The following is a 14,878-nucleotide window of genomic DNA, read 5'->3' as shown; positions in this document are numbered from 1 at the left end:
GCCGGTCAGTGCCCGGCGTGTGCCTCGTTCGGGGGCAGCAGGCAGAACTCGTTGCCCTCCGGGTCGGCCAGCACGGTCCAGCGGGGCAGCTCGCGCACGACTGTCGCGCCGGCCTCCAGCACGGCGGCCCGCTCCTCCGCGTCGCCGACCAGGTCCAGGTGGATCCGGCCGGGCGCGGGCAGCTCGGCGGCCGGACTGATCCACAGGTCGGGCCGCCGGCCGTGCGGGTCGCGCAACAGCACCGCCTCGCTCGGGGCGAGCGTACGGTCGGCGAGCTTCGCCCGGTCCGCCTCGACCACGGGCAGCCCGCTGACCGCGCTCCAGAACGGGGCGAGCAGGTAGGGATCCCGGCAGTGGATGACGATCGCGGCGAGGTCGGGCATGCCTGTAGAACCTAGTCGGCCGGGACCTCCGGCAGGACGCTGTCCAGGAACGCGGCGGCGACGGCGCGCAGGTCGGGCCGGGCCAGGTCGAGTTCGTGGCCGCCTGGGCGGCCGGAACCCGGTCTGCCCCGGGGCAGAGCGGCCCTACGGTCGCGTAACCTACCCGGGGTAAAGTTACCGGATGCCGGAGCTCGTGTACCCGCCCGTGATCACCGCCGCCAAGACGATGTTCCGCGCACTCGACCTGCGCCTGGACGTGCAGGGCAGCGATCATGTCCCGCGCACCGGTGGCGCCGTGCTGGCGTCCAACCACGTGAGCTACCTCGACTTCATCTTCTGCGGCTACGGCGCGCACGAGTCCCGCCGGCTGGTCCGGTTCATGGCCAAGGACAGCGTCTTCCGGCACCGGATCTCCGGGCCGCTGATGCGCGGCATGAAGCACATCCCGGTCAACCGCGCCGCCGGCGCCGGGTCCTACGCCGCCGCGGTCGGCGCGTTGCGCCGGGGCGAGGTGGTCGGCGTCTTCCCGGAGGCGACGATCAGTCGTTCCCTCACCGTGAAGGACCTGAAGAACGGTGCCGCCCGGATGGCGCAGGAGGCCGGCGTGCCGCTGCTGCCGGTCGCGCTCTGGGGCACCCAGCGGTTGTGGACGAAGGGCCGCCCGCGCACGCTGACCCGCCGGCACACCCCGATCACCATCCTGGTGGGGGAGCCGATGGACCCGGCCGCCTACCCGGACGGCAACGCCATGACGGCCGACCTGCGTACCCGCCTGTCGGCGCTGGTCGACCGCGCCCAGCGGGAATACCCGGACCGGCCGGCCGGCCCGGACGACGCGTGGTGGCAGCCGGCGCATCTGGGTGGCAGCGCGCCCACGCCGGAGCGGGCCGCCGAGCTGGACCGGTCGGACCGCCGCTCCCGCAGCACCTCCTGACCGATCCGCCCGCGGGGCGTCAGCAGGCGGAGCCGGGCTGGTCGCGGACCGGGAAGTCGGTCAGCGGCCAGGCGGGCGTGTCCACCGCCAGCGGGCGGTAGTAGTCGTCCCGGGACAGGAACTCCACCGGCAGCGAGCCCGGCAACGTCACCGCGCCGAGCGTCGGACCGGGGGACACGGCCACCCGGGTGGCGAGGACGTCGCGTTCCGGCGGGGACAGGTCCACCAGGTCCGGGTGGGCCAGCCGGAATCCGGCCACCGACCGGCGTACCTGCCGGGCCAGCGCGGTAACCAGGTCGACGGGGCCGCTGAGCGCGAGCGCCGGCTGCCGGATGGTGCGCAGCGCGTCGCAGACCACGCGCAGCTCGGCGGTGTCGTCGCCGACCTCGGCCAGCTCCAGTCGGGACGGCCACTGCCAGCGGATCTGGCCGCTGACCAGACGGGACAGCCGGACGGTACGCCGGTGCCGGGCGTCCGTCCGGCTGTCCCGCCCGGGGACCAGGGACAGCTCGGAGCCGGTGCAGACGTACGCCAGCCGCCGGTCGGTCACCGTGACGGACGCCGGGACGGGCATCGCCCAGCAGCGCACGTCCTCGGTCGGGCCGAGCAGGTGACCGGCGACCGGCAGCCGGTGCTGGCCGAGCAGCCGCTCGCCCGGCTCGGGCACCAGCGCGTAGCGCCGGTCGAGCACGGGACGGGTGGGGTCGTCGTCGGCGTCGAACCGGTGTGGCCCGATGAAGAAGGGTGCGGCGTCCTCCGGCACGGTACGACCTCCCGGTGACGGTTGGCGATACTGACGAGCCTCGCGGATTCCTGGGGTGATTGTCATGACACCCGTTAGGGGGTCGGCCGGTCGGCCGACGCCTGCGACCGGTAGATGCCGATATCTTCCGGTCGGACGAGGCCGTCCTCGATCGCCCGGGCGAGGAGCGCCGCCTTGGTGGCGGCCGGACGCCCCGCCCGGGTGTACTTGATGCGCGCCCGGTCGACGTACTGCTTCACGGTGTGCTCGCTGATCTGCATCCGCCGGGCCACCGACGCCTTCGACATCGACTGGAACCACAGCAGCAGCGCCTCGCGTTCCTTGTCCGACAGGGACGGACGGTCCGGGCGCGCGTCGCCGACCATCGCCCCGGCCAGCGCCGGCGGCACGTACGGACGGTCGCTCGCCGCGGCGAGCACGGTGGCCACGCAGTGCTCGCGCCCCTCGTGCTTGGCCAGGAACGCGATCGCCCCCGCGTCCAGCGCGGCCAGCATGGTCTGCGGGTCGGTGTGCTCGGAGTAGACCACCACCCGCCGCCCGGCCGCGCTCAACTCGGCCAGCTTGTCGAGCACCATCCGCCCGTGCAGACGCAGGTCGAGCAGCACCACCTCGGCGTCCGGCGCCGCCCGCAGCACCGCGTCCGGGTCGTCCCCGGTGGCCAGCACCCGCAGCCGTGGCTCCGTGGCCAACCAGGCGCGCACCCCGTCGATGACGACGGGATGGTCGTCCACGATCGCCACCCCGATCGCCCGTCCCGCGTTCACATCCGCCGCCAGCGGGTCTGCGTCCATCTGATCTCCCCGTCCCGCTCGTGCAGATGCTCCACCGGCCCGTCCCCGCCCGGTGGGGCGACGCCGTCGTCCGGGCCGTCGTGGTCCGGTGTCACCAGGCTGACCACCACCTCGTCCGGGCCGGCGACCACGGTCAGCCGGGCCCAGCCCCGGGCGCCGGCGAGCGCCGCCGTCAGCGGGTCGGCCAGGCCCCGGCGTACCTCGACCGGCAGCGCCGGCGGGGTGCCGACCGCGACCAGCTCGATCGGCAGGCCGTTCCGCTCGGCCAGGTCGGCGGCGGCGCGCAACTCGTGCAGCAGCGGGTCGGGCACGTCGTCCGACTCGGCGATCAACCGGCGCAGCCGGGCCGCGGCCAGCACCGCGCGGCGGCGTACCGCCGGGTCGGCCGGATCGGCGTCCCCGGCGGCCAGGGCGGCCAGCACCTCCTCGGCCGTGCCGCTGACCAGCGCGAGCCGTTCCTGCCGTTCGCTGCGGGCCCGCTCGGCGGCCTCGCGCTCCGCGGCCACGGCCAGCACCGCCGCGGCGGTGCCGGCCCGGTCCCGGACCAGGGCGGTCAGCGCCGCCGCGCCGGCGAAGACCGCCACCGGCAGGGTGGAGGTGCCGTAGACGTACATCGCGTAGCGGCTCAGGTCGGCCGGCGCGGTCGCGCCGTGGAGCACGACGGCCGCCAGCGCGATCGTCGCGTGCGCGGCGAGCAGCGCGAGCAGCCAGCGCACCGGCCGCCGCCAGAGCACCAGCAGGAAGAACCAGGCCAGGCCGCCCCACACCCAGTTGGCGGAGGTGAACAGGAACCGCTCGCCGGCCGCCGCGAACACCGCCGCGTCGACCACCAGCAGCACCGCGGCCAGTCGTCCGGCCGGGGGCAGGCCGCCACGCAGCAGGCGTACGCCGGTCGCGACGCCGACCAACGCGGTCACCAGCCAACCGGCGGCCACCACCGCTGGGGAGGCCATCCCGGGACCGGCCGCCAGCACCGCCGGCAGCCCGATCGCCAGGTGCCAGGCGAGCGCGATGACGACCGCGACGACGCGCGCGCCCCGGTCCGACGCGTCCGCCACCGCGTGCGCCTCCGGCGGGGCGGCGGCGGTCCGGGAGCGCGCCGCCGGCCGGGGTCGGGGCAGCGCCCGCGACGCCGCGCCGGTGGTCACCCTCGCGCCCGCCTCAGTCGCCATCCGACCACTCCAACCGGATTCCGGTGCCGGCGCCAGGGGCGGAGGTCACCACCGCTCGACCGTGGACGGTGGCCATCCGGCCGTGGATCGACTCGCGCAGCCCGTACCGGTGGGCCGGGACCGTGGTCGGGTCGAAGCCGGGACCGTCGTCGACCACCTCGACCACGACGGCGCCGCCCTCGCGGGCCAGGCGCAGCGTGGTGGTCGCGCCGGGCGCGTGCCGCGCGACGTTGGCCAGCGCGGCGGCGGCGCTGTCCGCGAGCGCCGCGGCGACCTCGGCCGGCACCCGGCACGGCGCCAGCGTCGCGGCCACGGTCAGCTCGGGCAACCCGGCCACCACCGCGCGGAGCCGCCCGTCCAGGTCCACCTCGCCGGTGGCGGTCCGCGCGCCGGCCAGCGCGGTGAGGGTACGCAGGTCCGCCGCGCACCGTTCGCGCAACGCCGCCGAGCTGCCGGGAACCGCGCCGAGCCCGACCATGGTGAGCGTCCCCAGGACGGTGTCGTGCAGGTCCCGGTGGTGCCGCCGCTCGGCCTCGCGCGCGGTGCGGGCCACCACCGCCTCGTGGGAGAGGCGCTGGTAGTCCGCGAACGCCGCGTCGGCCCGTCCGATCCGCCGGCGCATCACCGCCGTCATCACCGCCGTGCAGCCGGTCTGCACCAGCAGCGTGCCGGTGTGCGCCCGAGCCTCGACCGGGTTCCCGGCCACCGTGGCCCCGGTGGCGTAGGCGGCGGTCACCAGCAGGCCGGCCGGCACCGACCAGCGGGCCGGGGCGGTGGCCTGCGCGTTGATGACCGTGGTGCTGGCGAGCACCGCGACCCAGCTCGCCTCGCCCGGGAGCACCTCCGGTGCGACCAGCCAGGGCAGGGCGAGCACGGCGGCGGTGGTCAGCGCCACGTCACCGGCGACCAGCGCGCCGCCGATGCCGTGCCGCAGCGCGCGGAAGGCGTACCAGCCGGACCAGGCGGTGAGCAGCGCGACGGCGGGCAGCAGCAGCGCCACCCGCACCGGCGGCGTCCGCACGGACAGCGCGACGACCGCGCCGACCAGGCCGCAGGTGAGTCGCAGCAACGCGGGCAGCGTGGTGAAGATCAGGGTGAACGCGCCGCCCGCCGGACGGTCCAGAGGCGACCGGGACAGGGGCGTGGCGGCAGCGACCGGCATCGGGGAGGTGTCCTTCCGGCAGCGACCCGGCCGGGTCCGCACGGCATAGATTGACGCCGGAGAATAACATACCTTTTCGGAATTGGTCACCCTCGGTGCGCGGCGCGTCGCTGTGGTACCCCCGGATCAGGCGCGTGCGACCGCCAGCAGGTGCGCGCTCGCCCCGAGCACCGACCAGTCCCGTTCGAACGTCTCGGCGCAGGCCACCGCGTCCTCGAACAACCGCTCGGACGGGGCGGTGTCGAGCGCGTTCAGCAGCGGCCAGAGCGGACCCTCCACCCCGTACACGGTCGGGTCGGGCAACCCGGCCGCGGTGAACTCGCCGACCAGATCGTCCGGCCGATGGAAGTACGCGGTGGTGAAGCCCGTGCGCGGGTCGTTCACCCCGGTCGCGTACTCCTCCCGCAGCAGCGCCCGGTTCTCCTCGTCCACCAGGCCCCGCGCGGTCAGGTCGATCAGGGCCGCGTTGCGGCTGATCACGGCCGCCACCACCGGCCCACCCGGCCGGGTCAGCCGGGCCGCCTCCCGCAGCGCCGCCACCCGGTCCGCCCGGTCGGGCAGGTGGTAGAGCGGGCCCAGCAGCAGCGTCGCGTCGGCCACCGCGTCCGGCAGCGGCACCGCCCGGGCGTCCCCGACCGTGGCCGTGACCAGCGGATACGCGGCCCGCGCGGCGGCCACGTGCGCGGGCACCAGGTCGACCAGGTGCACCCGGTGACCGGCGGCGGCGAGCGGGCCCGCGTAGGCCCCCGGGCCGCCGCCGATGTCCAGCACGTCGGCGGGCGGGGCGGGCAGCAGCCGGGCCAGCAGGTCGCGGGTGCGCCGGCCCTCCAGCCGCCCCTGCGGCGACCGGTCGAGCCGGTCCGCCTCGACGAAGACGTCGGTGTAGTAGGCGCGGATGTCCGGCTCGGGTGGACGGTGTGCGGGCATCCGTCGATGGTCGCCGAGAAGCGGAGGACCGGCATCCGGTTTACCGGTTGACCGGGCTCCCTACCCTGCCGGCATGGCGTACGAGCCGGCCATGGTGCCACCGAAGAAGTCCAAGCGGACGCTGTTCATCGTGCTGGGTGTGGTGCTCGCCCTCTGCTGCTCGGGCGGCGTCGTGGGTGGCTTCGTCCTCTACCGGGTGGTGCAGGACGCCACCGGTCCGGCCCGCGCCACCGTGGACACCTTCGCCGGCGCGGTCGTCGCCCGCGACTATCCGGCCGCCTACCGGCTGTTCTGCGCCGACGTGCGCGACCGGCTCGGCGAGGCGGACTTCGCCCGGCAGCAGTCCGCCCAGCCGGAGCTGACCGGCTACGAGATCGTCGGGTTGAACGTCACGAACAACAACGGCCGGGTACGCGGCTCGGCGAACGTCCGCTTCACCCCGCGCGACGGCGTCGCCATCACCCAGGTCCTCCCGCTGGTCAAGGAAGACGGGGACTGGCGGATCTGCGACTGAGCCACGCCAGCGCCGGCTCGGCGTGCCGCAGCACGGAGATGTGCCCGTCCTCGGGGAAGGTGCGCAGCTCGGCGGCGGGGCAGCGGTCGGCCAGCCACCGCGCGTGCGACACCGGCGCGATGCCGTCCCGCTCGCCGTGCACCAGCAGCACCGGCGCGGTGACGGCGGCCGGGTCGAAGCCCCACGGCCGCACGTATGCCAGGTCGTCGGCGATCGACCCGTCGGGGCCGGCCGCCACCGCCGGGCCGACCACACTGTCGAACCAGGACCACTCGGCGTGCAGCGCGGCCAGGTCGGCCTCGGTGAACTCCGGGTCGTACCCGACGTCGGACGCCTCGTGCGCCTCCTTGGCCGCCCGCCCGGCAGCGGCGGCGCGCAGTGCCGCCACCCCGGACGGCACCATGCCGGCGAACCAGTCCAGCCCGGCCGCGCCGTAGGGCGCGAGCCCGGCGCCGACCACCACCGCGACCACCCGGTCGGGCAGCAACGCGCCGCAGGCCAGGGCGTGCGGGCCGCCGCCGGAGTGGCCCATCGCCGCGAACCGGTCGAGACCCAGCGCGTCGGCCACCGCGGCCACGTCGCCCGCCACCGAGGCGACGTCGCGGTCGGGCAGCGGGGTCGAGCCGCCGTAGCCCGGGCGGTCGTGCGACACCCAGCGCAGGCCGAGCCGGTCGGCAGCGGCGAACAGCGGCGCGGGCGGGGCACCGACGTTCGGCGTGCCGTGGTGCCAGAACACCGGCAGCCGGTCCGCCCCGCCGGTGTCGTAGACGTGCAGGGTGCGGCCGTCGGGCAGGCGGAGATCGGTCTCGGTCACCATGCGGGGAGCCTACGGGCGGCGGGCGACACTTCCGGCCGCTATGGTCGGCGCGTGACCGGGGCGGGCAGGGCCGACGGCGTACCGGCGGTGCGGCTGCGGCCGGTCGCCGAGGAGGATCTGGCGGTGTTCCGCCGGTTCGCCACCGAACCCGGCCTGATCGGCCTGGACTGGACCGGCTTCACCGACCCGCAGGCCCCGGCCCGGCGCTTCGCCCTCGACGGTTGGCTGGGCACGGAGAGCAGCCGGCTGATGGTCGAGGTGACCGACGAGCCGACGGCGGCCGGCTTCGTCGGCTGGGGCCGGCGCGACTTCGGCGGCCCCACCTGGTGCTGGGAGATCGGCATCGCGTTGCTGCCCGAGTGGCGGGGCCGGGGGATCGGCTCGCGGGCGCAGGCGATGCTCTGCGACTACCTGTTCACGCACACGCCGGTGCAGCGGATCCAGGCCGGCACCCACCCGGAGAACACAGCCGAGCAGCGGGCGCTGGTGCGGGCCGGCTTTCGGTTGGAGGGCGTGGTGCGGGCGTGCGAGTTCCGGGACGGCCGCTGGTGCGACGGCCTGCTCTACAGCCGACTCCGCACCGACCCGCCCCCGCCTGACGCCTGTCGCTGGTGAGGAGCCCTGGATGGAACACGACGGACGTCTCCGATGCCCGTGGCGCGCATGACGTTCCATCCGGGATGGGTCAGGTTGCGCCGCTGGTGCACACTCCGCGACATGGTCACCGACGTCCGAGGGGACGGGCGGACCCGGATGCCGATCCGAGTTCGTCGTCGAGCCACGCTCCTCACCGGACTGCTGCTCGGGCTCGTCCTGCTCTGCGGCGCCTGCCTGCACCCGCCGCGCCCCGACTACGACCTGGGCTTCGCGCGGATCGGCGACCGAACCGTCGTCCACGCGCCGATCTGCCCCGGTGAGGCGGTCGACGGGGTGGAGTTCCACCGGCTGCCCGACAAGGACAAGGGCGGTGACTTCGTGCTGCTCTGGGAGGCATGGAGACCGACCGACGAAGACACACGCTCCGGCCTGATCGTCCTCGGCGCGGGGTTCAGCAACGTCCGGCAGGCGCCGCCGGCCCAGTTCGACAGACGGTTGTCGGTGGCGATCGAGACGACCGACGGCAGGACGTACTCCGATGCGCTCGAACTGCCGGAGGACGTGGTCACCTATCCGGCCGGCACGCCCGTCACCGAGATGTCGTTCGAGACCCAACACGGTCGGGTCAGCTACGACGCGTTGCGGGCGCACTTCAGGTCCGAGTACCGACGGTGCCAATGAGGCCGCCCGTCGAGACTGCTTCCCGTCGGCCGCCCCGAAGGTGTCAGTCCGGCGGTGGGGCGAAGGGACGGCGTCGAGGTTGCCGCAGCTCCCACTCGGCCGGACACAGGTAGGCCCAGGCACCCGACGTCACCGAGCTCATCTCGGGCAGCGCGGAGCCCCACCGTGGCGAGCGATCTCCGACGTGCTGCTCGTAGCGCTGGTAGACAGCTTGAAAGTGGTACCGCGCATCCGTTCGCCACAGGGCGTACGGCTGGTCGCGCATCCAGTCGCACGCCTTCTCGCCCTCGGCGACCAAGTCGGCGGCGGGCGGCAGCACCGGTACGGGGTTGTCGCTTCCCGGATCGCCGTACCGCTGGAGGTAGGCGAGGTATCCGTCCTCGTCCCTGGGGTGGGCGAGGTGGACGCCGAGGACGGTGGCCGGCGCCACCAGCGCGCCGGCCAGCGCGACACCGAGCGCGATCCGTAGGCGCTTGCGCATACCGCAGAGGTTAGGCCGAGGACGCTCGATCCTGATCGGACGAACGGCGGTGGCGTCGTCGACACGTGCCGCCTACCGTTGACGAGCGCGACTTCGTCCGGACGGGGGAGGACCGGTGCCGCCGTACGAGGGACAGCGACCGTTCGTCGCGTTCGGCGACCGGCCCATGACGGTCATGCGGCAGGCCTACGCGGTGGCGGTGCGCAACGGTTCGAGCAGCGTCGGCACCCTCGACCTGCTGTGCCGCGTGGCCCCGCACCAGAGGTCGGTCCCGCCGTGGCTGTTCGCGGGCGCCAACGGCGCGAACCTCATGCGGATCGTCGCCGACCCGCGCCGCCTCCCGGCCGGGCGGTCCGTCGGCGAGCTGGTCACGCAGCCCGTCGGCGAGTTCGACGCCGAGGTGCGGGCCGCGCTGCGCGAGGTCGAGTGGAGCGTGCACCGCCGTCCGGACAGGCGCGGGAGGGCCGACCCGCCGGCTCCGCAGCACCGTCCGACATGGACCAACGGTGCCCGGGGCGCGTTGACCGGCGCCCTGCGGGCGGCGCGCGACGGCCGGACACCGTTCGCCAACCTGTCCCACCTCGTGCTCGGCATCCTGGAACTGCCCACCTGCGACGGAACCCGCTACGTCTTTCCGTACGAACACGCCCGCGCCGAGGCCGTCGACCGGTTGCGCGCCGACCCGGCCATGCGCCGGGCCGACGACCCCCATCCGGACCTCGACGTGGAGAGGCTTGCGGTGTCGCCGGGTGCGGGGTCGCTCGGCGCCCGACTTGCGGGAAGGTTGTTCGCCCGCATGTCCCGACTGAGCCGCCTCGGACCCGTCCTGGCCGGAGTCGAGGTCGAGGCGAGGCGACAGGCGGTCCGGCTGGGCCACGGCGTGATCGGGCCGCCGCACATGCTGCTCGCACTTCTCACCCACGACGACACGCTCGCTGCGGCCCGAATCCCGCTGACCGCCGAACACGCCAGCCGTAACCGAGGAGCAGCCGTCCTCCGTGCCCACGGCGTCGACGCCGACCGCCTCCGCGACCTGGCCTCGCGATGTGGCGCTCCCGAGGAACCGCCCGCCGAGGCGCTCACCGAGCAACTGGGCAGTCTGCGCCCCGGCGACCCGTTCACGGGCACCGACGTCACGGCCGCGATGGCACGGGCGATGGAGATGTCGCTCGCCCACCGCCACCCCGACACCGGCACCAGTCACCTTCTGCTGGCGTTGGTCGAGGACGACGCCGGCGAGGCCGCCGCGACCTTGCGCGAACTCGGCGTCGATCCGGAGTCGGTGCGCGCGCGGGTCGAGCAGGACCTCCGTGCCGCACCGACCGGCTGGGCGTGACCGGGGCCGTCGGGCGTGGCTCAGAGGCAGATCCAGCAGTAGACGTTATCCCCGCTCTCGCGTGCTCGGCGGGCCAGCCCGACGAGCTCCCGCAGACGCGACAGCATGACCTCCGGCTGCGTGTCGCTGTAGTACGACAGCTCCTCGACGCGCGACCACCGCTCGGCCAGGCCCGGCAGGCGGTCGTCGGGGAGGTCGGCGAGAGCATCCCGGGCGCGTTCGCCCAGCACGACGACCCAGGGTCCCTCGTACTCCCGGTCCTGCGCGACGCCCTCCGGCCAGACGAGTCGATCCCCGACCAGGTCGGTGGACCACGGCACGTCGAGGGCGAACGCGACGACCTTGCCGAGGACGACGGCTGGATCGATCGCCTTGCCGTCCACGGCATCCGCGACGGGGGAGTCTCCCGCCCGCACCACAGGTCCGCCGTCGATGGCGGCCATCAGCTTCGCGACGGCCTCGTCGTCGGGAGCGCGGAAGTAGTCGTACAGAACACCCACGGGATCCTCCGGTCGCGGTCCGCCCCGGCTTCGGTCGCAGCGCCTCAGCGACACAAATCGCCAGGATATGCGTCCAACTGGCCGTTCTTCCGCCTCACCACGAGGTGATACTGCGGCCAGCGGTGCTCAGGTAGCCCGAAGTCCTCGACCCAGATCGTCTCTCCGGCCTGGACCAGGACCGGGCGCTCGGGCACGAAGTTGCGCCACTCGGTGAGCAGCGTCAAGCGGTCCGCCTGCTCGGGCCCTCTCCGGTAGGGCCTGTTCACGGGGGCCCCGGGTATCGGTTCTTCTTGCCCATGTCTCACCGCCGTTGCTCGCACGCTTGGTCGGCCGCCGTGTCGGGCACGCCGACGCCTCGCAGTACCTCGACAGCGGCCACTACGTCCGTGACGGTGCGGTCGGGCGGCGTGAGTTCCGCCGGCCATGCCTTCCCTCGGCTGACCCAGATGGTGGCGAGGCCTGCCGCGCGGCCACCCTCGACGTCGAGGACTGGGCTGTCGCCGATCGCCCAGCCCCCGCCCCGCAGATCGAGGCCGCACCCACCCGCCGCCGCCTCGAAGATCTCGCGTGCCGGCTTCCGGATGCCCAGCTCTCCGGACACCGCCCAGGCATCGACGCACTGGTCCAACCCGGTACGCCTGATCTTCCCCAGCTGGTTGTCGGCCTGACCGTTGGTCACGATCGCGACCGTCCAGCCTTCGTCGCGCAGTAGCGTCAGCGACGCCAGCACCTGGTCGGGGCAGCTCACCAGCTCCGGTATCCGGCGTCGGTACTGCCTCCACATCTCATCCACCGAAGCTGCCAGGCCGAGACGCTTCGTCACCTCGCCGAAGAACCAGTCGCGAGGCACGGACCCGTCCTGATCCGTAGCGATCAGCCAGGCCAATGCGTCGTCCGGCAGTCCGCGATCGGCGCAGAACTCGACCGCCCAGCGCCGGAATGCCCCCGAACGGTCCACGAGCGTGTTGTCGAGGTCGAAGAGCGCCAACCGCTGCATGGTCAACAACCGTACCGGGCGGTTGAGGCGGATCTCCTCGTCGGACAGTCGTCAGCCCGTCCGGCCTGCCCGGACGGGGACAAGGTGGAGCCCTTACCGCGACGAACTACCCTGGCCCGCGGCCTCAGCTCGTCAGTCGGCGGCCACCACCACGACTTCCTCCCCCTCGCCGAACGGCGGCTCGAAGCTCTGGAGGTAGCGGTCCAGCAGTTCGTCGGTAATCGGAAAAGCGGCGTTGGCGTCGAAGCGCTCAGCTCGCGCATGGAGACGCTTCCGCAGCAGCGCCGGGTCGGCCTTCAGGTAGACGAGGCGCCAACGGGCCCCGGCCTGCTCGATCAGCTCCTTGTATGCCTGCCGACGTGACCGTTGCCAGAAGCTGGAGTCGATGACGACGTTGCGACGCTGTGCGATCAGTGAGAGTAACCGCTCCCGCACAGCCTGCCTCGCGACTTCGGTGTGCATCTCGTACTGGTCGGGCTCGTAGTCGATGCCATAGCGACCGAAGCGACGCCAGATCTCCTCATCGACGGACAGACGGACGTAACCCATGGCCTCGAGGCCGTTGGCGAATGTCGTCTTTCCCGCGCCAGCCGCCCCGCACATCAGAACCACCTCAGGCTGATCAGGAAGCCCTGCTTCGTCCGCTCTCATGGCCGCCAGGGTGGCGGACAGGACCGGCGCTGTCGCCTGGAATTCGGCTACGAGGCCGCGAAGCGCCTCTTCGGCTGATTCGGCTGCACGAATGGCGGTACGGAGGCCGTGGAGATCTTCCCGACCGGGAGCGGGAAGCCGCTGACCTGCGGTGGGAAGGGTGCGCCCGGCAGGATTCGAACCTGCGGCCTTGGGATTAGAAGTCCCCTGCTCTATCCGCTGAGCTACGGGCGCGCGCCGACGATCGTCGCGCCAAGAGGGTACCGCCGGCTCCGGCCCGCCCGGGGGTACGGGTCGGCGCGTCCACGTCGTCGCCCAGCGTCCCATGCCGGGGCCCCGCCCGGCATCCCGGTTCCGGCGGGTCCCGGGCCGGCGGCCACCGCCCGGTCCGTACCCTCGGCGGATGCTGCTCGACCAGGAAACCGAGAACGAGATCGTCTTCGAGCTGTGCCAGCTGCTCGGGCGGGCCATCCTGCCCGTCACCGGGTCGGCGGGACCCGGCGCGGCGGCCGGCACGGTCGGCACCGCCTTCTTCTACAGCGAGCTGGTCGGCGCGACCGACGACGGGGAGGTCGCGCACGAGTGGCTGCTCACCGCGGACCCGGTCACCGCTTCCGCGTACGGGGAGATCGGGTTGCGGCCGAGCGTCACCGACCCGGGCGAGGGGGCGGAGGAGCCGATCGGGCTGCCCGGCTTCGCCGACCACTGGCTGCACCTGCCGGATCTGGGGCTGGCCGCGATGCCCACCGGCGGGCTGCACGGCTACGCCGACGACCGGGGCTGGCGCTGGCGTACCCAGCAGGTGACCGAGGCGGTGGCCGCGCCGGCCGACGCGGTCGCCCGGATCGGTGCGGCGCCCGCCTCGGCGTTCGTGCTGGCCCTGGGCGTGGGAGAGGACGGCTCGCGACCGCTGGAGGCGGTGGTCGAGCGGGTCGCGCGGGACGGCGACGAGGTGCGGGTCAGCCGCGAGCTGCCCGCCGGGTACGTGGGCGCGCCGGTGTTCGCGGTCGAGGCCGGGCCGGACGGCGGGCCGGCGCTGCGCTGCCTGGGCGTGCTGCTGCCACCCCGCGGGGGCGGGCACCCGGTCGCGACGTTCGACCGGATCCGGGCGGCGCTCGCCGAGGTGGTCGACGGCTGACCGGGGTCAGCCGTCGGCGGTCGCCCCGGCCGGCTCGTCGGCCGGCCGGCGCGGGCCCGGCGGCGTGGACTCCGGCTCGGTCGGGCCGGCCCGGAGGAAACCCTCCGCCCACCGCCCGACCTCCGCGAAGACCTTCTCGCGTACGACGGGACTGGACAGCGTGAGGTCGTGCAACCCGCCGTCGAAGCGGGCCAGGGTGACGTGCCGTCCGAGGCGGGGCGCCCAGCGCACCATGTGCTCGACGTCGAGCACCGCGTCGGCGAGCGTGGCGTTGTCGTGCCACTTCGCGCCCCGGAAACTGCGGGTGGAGCAGGCCAGCAGCACCGGCACCGGGATGTCGAGACCGGCCCGCAGCCGGCGCTGGCCGGCCCGGATCGCGTTGATCCAGCCGGCCCGGACCGGGAACCCGGCGAGCGGCTTCCAGGCCAGGTCGTAGCGCCACTCGCCCCGGTGGTCGGCGTGCAGGCTCTCGCCGTACACCGTGCCCAGCCCGAACGGCAGGATGCGCTGCGGCGCCCGGCGGCCCAGGCGGGAGACGGCGGCCGCGAGGGGTCGGCGGACCACCCAGGGGGCGTTGATGTCGAAGAAGGGGCTGTTGAGCACGATGCCGTCGACCAGGCCGGCGTCGCGTCGGGCGTCCGCCCACAGCGAGATGATCAGGCCGCCGGTGGAGTGGCCCATGGCGAGCAGGGTGTCGTGCCCCTCCTCGGCCCGGATGATCTCGGCCGCGGCGTCCAGTTCGGGGAAGTAGTCGGCCAGGTCGCGGCAGAAGTTCGGGGTCTGGTGCGGGAGCAGGCTGCGGCCGTACTTGCGCAGGTCGAGGGCGTAGAAGTCCCACCCGCGCTCGGCGAAGAAGTCGGCCACGTGGGTCTGGAAGAAGTAGTCGACGAAGCCGTGCACGTAGAGCACGGCGCGGCCGGTCGGGCGGTCGGCCCGCCGGCGGACCAGGGTGGCGACCACCGGGCCCTCGTCGTCGGTGCCCAGGTCGATCGTCCGCCGCTCGTAGGGCGCTCCCAGCACGTCCGGTTCCACGA

At 74.1% G+C, this 14,878-nt stretch carries 19 protein-coding genes and 1 tRNA gene; 6 read left to right on the top strand and 14 right to left on the bottom strand.

From position 1 onward, the window contains the following. Window positions 1-5: 5 nt before the first annotated feature. On the bottom strand, window positions 6-383 hold the full coding sequence (locus O7600_RS12610; protein ID WP_281593766.1) for a VOC family protein: 378 nt from the start codon (window positions 381-383) through the stop codon (window positions 6-8). A gap of 181 nt (window positions 384-564) precedes the next feature. Here O7600_RS12610 and O7600_RS12605 point away from each other — a divergent pair, with 181 nt between their 5' ends. Next, window positions 565-1,317, top strand: coding sequence for a lysophospholipid acyltransferase family protein (locus tag O7600_RS12605; RefSeq protein WP_281593765.1), 753 nt, complete (start codon window positions 565-567; stop codon window positions 1,315-1,317). Window positions 1,318-1,336: 19 nt separating this feature from the next. On the opposite strand, the gene O7600_RS12600 is transcribed toward O7600_RS12605, so the two are convergent. The 5 genes from O7600_RS12600 to O7600_RS12580 form a co-directional block, all read right to left on the bottom strand. Continuing rightward, entirely contained in the window at window positions 1,337-2,080 is a 744-nt protein-coding gene (locus O7600_RS12600) for a hypothetical protein (RefSeq protein ID WP_281593764.1), read from the bottom strand. Between the two features lie 74 nt (window positions 2,081-2,154). After that, window positions 2,155-2,871 (bottom strand): response regulator transcription factor, encoded by a 717-nt coding sequence (locus tag O7600_RS12595; RefSeq protein ID WP_099163935.1) that lies wholly within the window; start codon window positions 2,869-2,871, stop codon window positions 2,155-2,157. Then, complete coding sequence (locus O7600_RS12590; RefSeq protein ID WP_281593763.1) at window positions 2,841-4,043, bottom strand: hypothetical protein; 1,203 nt, start codon at window positions 4,041-4,043, stop codon at window positions 2,841-2,843. The genes O7600_RS12595 and O7600_RS12590 overlap by 31 nt, the downstream gene beginning before the upstream one ends. After that, window positions 4,033-5,205: an ATP-binding protein gene (locus O7600_RS12585; RefSeq protein ID WP_281593762.1), complete on the bottom strand. Its 1,173-nt coding sequence runs from the start codon at window positions 5,203-5,205 to the stop codon at window positions 4,033-4,035. Before O7600_RS12585 ends, O7600_RS12590 begins: the two co-directional genes overlap by 11 nt. A gap of 126 nt (window positions 5,206-5,331) precedes the next feature. Then, complete coding sequence (locus tag O7600_RS12580; RefSeq protein WP_281593761.1) at window positions 5,332-6,132, bottom strand: class I SAM-dependent methyltransferase; 801 nt, start codon at window positions 6,130-6,132, stop codon at window positions 5,332-5,334. 73 nt (window positions 6,133-6,205) lie between these two features. Here O7600_RS12580 and O7600_RS12575 point away from each other — a divergent pair, with 73 nt between their 5' ends. After that, window positions 6,206-6,646 carry a hypothetical protein gene (locus O7600_RS12575; protein ID WP_281593760.1) on the top strand — a complete coding sequence of 147 codons (441 nt, stop codon included), beginning with the start codon at window positions 6,206-6,208 and terminating at the stop codon, window positions 6,644-6,646. Here O7600_RS12575 and O7600_RS12570 read toward each other — a convergent pair. Further along, window positions 6,612-7,463, bottom strand: coding sequence for an alpha/beta hydrolase (locus O7600_RS12570; RefSeq protein WP_281593759.1), 852 nt, complete (start codon window positions 7,461-7,463; stop codon window positions 6,612-6,614). The two genes, O7600_RS12575 and O7600_RS12570, sit on opposite strands and share 35 nt — an antisense overlap. Before the next feature lie 51 nt (window positions 7,464-7,514). Here O7600_RS12570 and O7600_RS12565 point away from each other — a divergent pair, with 51 nt between their 5' ends. Both O7600_RS12565 and O7600_RS12560 read left to right on the top strand, forming a co-directional pair. Continuing rightward, a complete protein-coding gene (locus O7600_RS12565; RefSeq protein ID WP_281593758.1) occupies window positions 7,515-8,078 on the top strand; it encodes a GNAT family protein in 564 nt (187 codons plus the stop codon). Between the two features lie 102 nt (window positions 8,079-8,180). Next, on the top strand, window positions 8,181-8,741 hold the full coding sequence (locus O7600_RS12560) for a hypothetical protein (protein WP_281593757.1): 561 nt from the start codon (window positions 8,181-8,183) through the stop codon (window positions 8,739-8,741). Window positions 8,742-8,784: 43 nt separating this feature from the next. Here O7600_RS12560 and O7600_RS12555 read toward each other — a convergent pair whose 3' ends face one another. Next, window positions 8,785-9,222 (bottom strand): hypothetical protein, encoded by a 438-nt coding sequence (locus O7600_RS12555; protein WP_281593756.1) that lies wholly within the window; start codon window positions 9,220-9,222, stop codon window positions 8,785-8,787. 115 nt (window positions 9,223-9,337) lie between these two features. On the opposite strand from O7600_RS12555, the gene O7600_RS12550 reads away from it, so the two are divergent. Continuing rightward, a complete protein-coding gene (locus tag O7600_RS12550; protein WP_281593755.1) occupies window positions 9,338-10,558 on the top strand; it encodes a Clp protease N-terminal domain-containing protein in 1,221 nt (406 codons plus the stop codon). A 20-nt stretch (window positions 10,559-10,578) separates the two neighbouring features. On the opposite strand, the gene O7600_RS12545 is transcribed toward O7600_RS12550, so the two are convergent. The 5 genes from O7600_RS12545 to O7600_RS12525 all read right to left on the bottom strand — a co-directional run bounded on the left by O7600_RS12545 (window position 10,579) and on the right by O7600_RS12525 (window position 12,940). Then, window positions 10,579-11,058: a hypothetical protein gene (locus O7600_RS12545; protein WP_281593754.1), complete on the bottom strand. Its 480-nt coding sequence runs from the start codon at window positions 11,056-11,058 to the stop codon at window positions 10,579-10,581. A gap of 44 nt (window positions 11,059-11,102) precedes the next feature. Further along, the gene (locus O7600_RS12540) at window positions 11,103-11,282 is read right to left on the bottom strand and encodes a hypothetical protein (protein ID WP_281593753.1); all 180 of its coding nucleotides are present in this window, start codon (window positions 11,280-11,282) and stop codon (window positions 11,103-11,105) included. 77 nt (window positions 11,283-11,359) lie between these two features. Further along, a complete protein-coding gene (locus O7600_RS12535) occupies window positions 11,360-12,055 on the bottom strand; it encodes an HAD family hydrolase (RefSeq protein ID WP_281593752.1) in 696 nt (231 codons plus the stop codon). A gap of 132 nt (window positions 12,056-12,187) precedes the next feature. Further along, window positions 12,188-12,706 carry an ATP-binding protein gene (locus tag O7600_RS12530; RefSeq protein ID WP_281593751.1) on the bottom strand — a complete coding sequence of 173 codons (519 nt, stop codon included), beginning with the start codon at window positions 12,704-12,706 and terminating at the stop codon, window positions 12,188-12,190. Window positions 12,707-12,867: 161 nt separating this feature from the next. Beyond that, window positions 12,868-12,940: transfer RNA gene (locus O7600_RS12525), tRNA-Arg, on the bottom strand. A 169-nt stretch (window positions 12,941-13,109) separates the two neighbouring features. Here O7600_RS12525 and O7600_RS12520 point away from each other — a divergent pair. Then, window positions 13,110-13,844, top strand: coding sequence for a hypothetical protein (locus tag O7600_RS12520; protein ID WP_281593750.1), 735 nt, complete (start codon window positions 13,110-13,112; stop codon window positions 13,842-13,844). Between the two features lie 6 nt (window positions 13,845-13,850). Here O7600_RS12520 and O7600_RS12515 read toward each other — a convergent pair whose 3' ends face one another. Then, the gene (locus O7600_RS12515; RefSeq protein WP_281593749.1) at window positions 13,851-14,876 is read right to left on the bottom strand and encodes an alpha/beta hydrolase; all 1,026 of its coding nucleotides are present in this window, start codon (window positions 14,874-14,876) and stop codon (window positions 13,851-13,853) included. Window positions 14,877-14,878 lie beyond the last annotated feature (2 nt).

Origin of the sequence: Micromonospora sp. WMMA1998 (genome assembly GCF_027497375.1) — a bacterium.
Lineage (GTDB): Bacteria > Actinomycetota > Actinomycetes > Mycobacteriales > Micromonosporaceae > Micromonospora > Micromonospora sediminicola.
Note: the sequence above shows the minus strand (reverse complement) of the source record. Positions and strands in the feature narration are given on the sequence as shown.